General features: G+C 69.1%; 5 protein-coding genes. 2 read left to right on the forward strand and 3 right to left on the reverse strand.

Annotated elements, in window-relative coordinates; all coding sequences use genetic code 11:
* Positions 1–196, forward strand: a 196-nt coding sequence (locus tag VLK66_RS28535) for a hypothetical protein (RefSeq protein ID WP_325312919.1), incomplete at its 5' end; no start/stop codon positions are given.
* Here the strand turns inward: VLK66_RS28535 and VLK66_RS28540 are convergent.
* Together VLK66_RS28540 and VLK66_RS28545 are read right to left on the reverse strand one after the other, a co-directional pair.
* Entirely contained in the window at positions 197–628 is a 432-nt protein-coding gene (locus VLK66_RS28540) for a hypothetical protein (RefSeq protein WP_325312920.1), read from the reverse strand.
* A 353-nt stretch (positions 629–981) separates the two neighbouring features.
* Positions 982–1,341 carry a hypothetical protein gene (locus VLK66_RS28545; protein WP_325312921.1) on the reverse strand — a complete coding sequence of 120 codons (360 nt, stop codon included), beginning with the start codon at positions 1,339–1,341 and terminating at the stop codon, positions 982–984.
* A gap of 330 nt (positions 1,342–1,671) precedes the next feature.
* Here VLK66_RS28545 and polA point away from each other — a divergent pair, with 330 nt between their 5' ends.
* The gene (polA, locus tag VLK66_RS28550; protein WP_325312922.1) at positions 1,672–4,473 is read left to right on the forward strand and encodes a DNA polymerase I; all 2,802 of its coding nucleotides are present in this window, start codon (positions 1,672–1,674) and stop codon (positions 4,471–4,473) included.
* Between the two features lie 74 nt (positions 4,474–4,547).
* Here the strand turns inward: polA and VLK66_RS28555 are convergent, their stop codons facing one another.
* Positions 4,548–4,952, reverse strand: coding sequence for a DUF4259 domain-containing protein (locus VLK66_RS28555; RefSeq protein ID WP_325312923.1), 405 nt, complete (start codon positions 4,950–4,952; stop codon positions 4,548–4,550).
* Between the last annotated feature and the right edge of the window lie 276 nt (positions 4,953–5,228).

The raw sequence follows: 5,228 nt of genomic DNA on the forward strand, positions 1-5,228 counted from the left end.
GCAGCTCGATCGCTGCACGGACCGCAGGCGAAAGGACCTCGCCACTCGCTTCCAACTGCTCGATGAGGCTCATGAGCCACAAGATGTAGTGGCTCTCGTGGACAAAGTCCACAACTTTGTTGCACCGACTGAACGATTACGTCGCGAGTTCACTCGCATTTTCGCGCCTATTACCCTCCCCGGCGCCCGCCTCTGATCACGGCTCCGGCGGCGGCGTGGCGCGCGAGAGGGTGCCGCGCGCGGCCAGTTCGCCGGTCTCCACCCGCCACGCGTAGTCCAGCCCGCCGCCGCTCGCGGGCGTCAGCGTGACGATGCCGTGGTCCACGCACTCGCCGAAGGTGATGCGCTCCCGCAGCTCCATGCGTCCGCCGTCCGCGCGGCGGAGCAGCAGGTCGCCGCCGCAATCCAGCGACGGATAGGTGATGGTGCCCACCACGGCGTCGCGCGCGCCGTCCGCCAGCGTCAGCGCGATCGACCACTCGCCGGGGTGGTCGGACTGCGAGCCGGTGCCCTTCCACGACCCGGCGAACGCGCGCCCGATCATCCCCGGCGCGCCCGGCCCGGTGTTCACCGCGACGCTGCAGGCGGAGAGCAGGAAGGTGGAGAGGACGAGCGCGGATGGCCGCATGGATGCCTCACGGGTGGGGTGGGCTGATGAGGGACAGGGAGCTTCGACGCCCGTCGTGCGGCTACATCGGTAAGGCGGCGCGAGATGGCGGACAAGGATTCCGATCGCAAGCGCGGGCGGCTGGCATCGCTGGATGCCGGCCGCCCGCTTCTAACCCTGTCCCGCGCAGATCTGAAGTCCGCGAAGGCGAACTGCGTGCCGTCGTAGCCGCGAGTTCACTCGCATTTTCGCGGATCTAAATCACTCGCGGTATCCCGCGCTATCACCGCGATATCCCCCGCGACGCGATCACCCGATCACCGTTGCTGGTGATCTCGACTTCGCCCGCCGTTGCTGGCGATCGCGAGCCCGCCCTACAGCAGGTACGCCTCGGGCGCGACCACGTCGAAGCGCTCGCGGGCGCGGGCGATCACCTTGCGCAGCTCCTCGAACGCGGCCGGGGTGACGGTGCCGTTCACGTGCACCACCAGGCTGGTGGGCGACCAGTTGCACTCGTCGGCCCGCGGGTCCAGGTCCCACGCGCCGCTGCGCACCTTCACGTTGGTGCACTCGGGGCGCGTCTGCACTTCGTGGTTGATGAAGGAGATCAGCTTGGCCGCGCTCACCGCCTCGCGGCCTGCCAGGGTGGTGGTCACGGGCTCCTCCTGTACGGCGGCGGTGTGGCGGCGCGGGCGGGTGTTGCGCGAGCGGGTAGACGGAACGGGGTAGATCATGGTGCACGCGAGAGGCTGGGAGGTGTCTTCGCACGGACGCCCTTCTCCACAGGCATCTCCCGGGCCACCTCCTTTGCCGACGTGATGTATAGATCCTGCAACGAATTCCGGTATCAGCCGCCCCCAAACATCCGTCGCGTTTCTGTACTCGCGTACAACTTCCCGACACCTCGCCCGGCTCGATATCGGCCGAGTCCCGGGAATGGCGAGGGATGCTCCTCCGTTCATCACCCATCCCCCGCGCCGGCACCGCGCCGCTTTGCCCGCGTCCGGCGCGGGGGATAGATTCCGCGCGGTTCGGCAGACCTTCGACCTCGCCCGCGAACGCACGTGGAAAAGCCCGAGAAGACCCGCCCGCGCCTGTACCTGATCGACGGCTACGCGCTCATCTACCGCGCCTTCTTCGCGCTGGTGTCGCGCCCCCTGATGTCCAGCCGCGGCGAGAACACCAGCGCCGCGTTCGGCGTGGCGCGCTTCCTCATCAAGGTCATCGAGAAGCACGACCCCGACTACCTGGGGATGGTCTTCGACGCGGGGATGAGCGACCGGCACGTCATCTACCCCGAGTACAAGGCCACGCGCGAGAAGATGCCCGACGAGCTGAAGGCCTCGCTCCCGCGCGTGCGCGACATGGTCGAGGCCTTCCGCATCCCCGTGCTGGAGCTGGAGGGGTACGAGGCCGACGACGTCATCGGCACCCTCGCCCATCAGGCCGTGGACGCCGGCTTGGAGACGGTGATCGTGAGCGGCGACAAGGACTTCTACCAGCTCATCCGCCCGCACGTTTGCCTGCTGAACCCGGGGCGCGGCGGCCCCGCGGCGGTGGAGGAGGAGTGGGTGGACACCCGTAACGCCAACGAGCGCCTGGGCGTGCCCCCCGAGCGCGTGGTCGACTACCTGGGCCTCATCGGCGACGCCAGCGACAACGTGCCCGGCGTTCCCGGCATCGGGCCCAAGACCGCGGTGCAGCTGATCGAGGAGTACGGGCCGATCGAGGAGATCCTGGCGCACGCGGGCGAGATCAAGGCCAAGCGCCCGCGCGAGGCGCTGGAGGCCTTCGGCGCCGAGGCGCTGCTGTCCAAGCGGCTGGTCACCATCCACCACGACCTGCCGGTGGAGCTGGACCTCGAACGCCTCAAGCTGCAGAACCCGGATCGCAAGGCGCTGCGCGAGATCTTCCTGGACCTGGAATTCAACACGCTGGCGCGCGACTACGCCGCGCCGGACGAGGAGGAGCGCGGGAAGAGCGAGCGGATGCCGACCGAGTACCACCTGGTCGACTCCGCGTCCGCCGTGCACGAGCTGGTGCGCCGCGTCCGCGAGCAGGGCTACGTGGCCGTCGACACGGAGACCAGCAGCACGGACCCCATGCTCGCCGAGCTGTGCGGCATCTCCCTCTCCCTGAAGCCGGGCGAGGCCTACTACCTCCCCTTCCGCCACCGCCTTCCCGCGCCCGCGCAGGGCGACCTGCTGGGCGGCGCGGGCGACCCGTCTCCCGAGTCGCGGAAGGGCGAGGGCGTGAAGAACCTTCCCGCGCTGGACCATCCCGAGATGCGCGAGCTGATCGCCATGCTCGAAGACGCGGGGGTGCGGAAGATCGGGCAGAACCTGAAGTACGACTTCCTCGTGTTCCGCCGCGAGGGGATCGCGCTGCGGGGGATCGACTTCGACACCATGGTCGCCAGCTACCTGCTGGAGCCGGGGCGCCGCGAGCACGGGCTGGACTCGCTGGCGCTCCAGCACCTGGACCACAAGACCATCCACTACGAGGACGTCGCGGGGAAGGGAAAGGCGCAGATCGCCTTCGCCGAGGTGGAGCTGTCGCGCGCCAGCGAGTACGCGTGCGAGGACGCCGACATCGCCCTGCGGCTGCACGAGCGGTTCGCGCCGGAGCTGGAGCGGCTGCACCTCGACCCGCTCTTCCGCGACATCGAGATGCCGCTGGTGCGCGTGCTGGCCGAGATGGAGTGGAACGGGATCCGGATCGACGAGGAGTTCTTCGGGCGGATGGGCGAGCAGATGCGCGCCCAGCTGCGCGACCTGGAGGCGCAGATCTACGCGTCCGCGGGGCAGGAGTTCAACATCGGCTCCACGCCGCAGCTGCGCGAGATCCTGTTCGGCAAGCTGGGGCTGCCGGTGATCAAGAAGACCAAGACCGGCGCCTCGACCGACGTGGACGTGCTGCAGGAGCTGGCGTCGCAGGGGCACGAGCTCCCCACGCTGCTGATGCAGTACCGCCAGGTGGAGAAGCTGCGCGGCACCTACGTCGACACGCTGCCGAAGTCGGTCAATCCGGAGACGGGGCGCATCCACACCTCGTTCAACCAGACCGTCGCCGCGACGGGCCGGCTGGCGTCCTCCGACCCCAACCTGCAGAACATCCCCATCCGCACCGAGATGGGAGCGGAGATCCGCCGCGGCTTCATCCCCGCCGAGGGGACGCGCTTCGTGGTCGCCGACTACTCGCAGATCGAGCTGCGCATCCTGGCCCACTACTCGGGCGACGAGGCGTTCGTGGAGGCCTTCCGCGCCGGCGCCGACATCCACCGGCAGACGGCGGCCATCATCTTCGGCGTGGCGCCCGACGCGGTGAGCAAGGAGATGCGCGACCGGGCGAAGACGGTGAACTTCGCGGTGATCTACGGCATCGGCCCGTTCGCGCTGGGCAAGCAGCTGGGGATGACGACGGCGGAGGCGAAGGAGTTCATCGAGGCCTACTTCCAGCGCTTCCCCGGCGTGCGGCGCTACCTGGACCAGATGATGGAGACGGCGCGCGCCAACGGGTTCGTGGAGACGCTGACCGGGCGCCGCCGCTACATCCCCGAGATCAACGCGCGCAACTTCAACATCCGCTCGTTCGGCGAGCGCGCGGCCACCAACGCGCCCATCCAGGGCACCGCCGCGGACCTCATCAAGATCGCCATGATCCGCATCCAGCGGGACCTGGACGCGCGCCCCGGCTGGGCCAGGATGCTCCTGCAGGTGCACGACGAGCTCCTCTTCGAGGCGCCGCAGGGCGACGAGGAGGAGGTGCAGAACCTCGTCCGCGACCGCATGGAGAACGCCGCCGTGCTCGACGTGCCGCTGCGCGTGGAAAGCGGCATCGGGACGAGCTGGCTGGAGGCGAAGTAGGGCGCCGTCGCGGCGGACCGAAAACGAAAGATCCAGCGGTTTGAGAGATGGAAGATCGTCGAGCTGATCCGAAATCAATCTCCGCCTGCGCCCAGCCGCTCCAGCAGGCCGGCGATGCTGGCGTCCCACTCGGGGCCGCTGTCCTGCTCCTCCCACAGGTCCGCCAGCTCGCTGCGGTCGCGGATGCGGGTGACGGCGTCCTTCGCCTGCGCGGCCAGGGCGTCGTCGACGGTGCGGCCGTGCGCGTCGGTCCACTCCGCCAGCTCGCCGGGGAGGTCGGGCGCGGCGTGGCCGCGCGCGGCGGCGACCGCCTCCGCCGCGGCCAGCGCGATGCGCGCCTGCTCGGTCTCGATGCGCTCGTCCTCTTCCGCGATGGTCTGGAAGGCGATCAGGAGCGCTTCGGCGCCCAGGCGGTCGAGGGTGTCGAGCCAGTCCAGCGCGGCGTCGTTGTCGAACGAACCCACTCCCCACGCACCCATCGTCCCCTCTCCATTCGCTGGTTCAACCCCGCGCGTCACTATCGAAGTCGGAGATCATCGTCCAATCCGGAAGCGCACGTGCGTCCTCGCCTATATAGATCCTTCGGCCTGCAACCGCTCGCGCTGGGGAAACGGCGGTGTGGCCGGCCTGAATAGAAAGTTCGCGGCCTTGCCCCTCACCGGCGACTAAAGTCGCAGCAACAACTACGGGAAGCCTCGCAAACTGCGCGAGGCTGTTCGGCTCGGCAGCCGGTTCCGCTCTGGAGGACGCCTCCC

The sequence above is a fragment of the Longimicrobium sp. genome (genome assembly GCF_035474595.1).
In the GTDB taxonomy this organism is placed as follows: Bacteria; Gemmatimonadota; Gemmatimonadetes; order Longimicrobiales; family Longimicrobiaceae; genus Longimicrobium.

What these genes read in the sequence shown, in the direction of transcription:
- VLK66_RS28545 (WP_325312921.1), bottom strand. Translation starts at nt 1,341, where the DNA reads ATGATCTACCCCGTTCCGTCTACCCGCTCGCGCAACACCCGCCCGCGC.
- VLK66_RS28555 (WP_325312923.1), bottom strand. Translation starts at nt 4,952, where the DNA reads ATGGGTGCGTGGGGAGTGGGTTCGTTCGACAACGACGCCGCGCTGGAC.
- VLK66_RS28540 (WP_325312920.1), bottom strand. Translation starts at nt 628, where the DNA reads ATGCGGCCATCCGCGCTCGTCCTCTCCACCTTCCTGCTCTCCGCCTGC.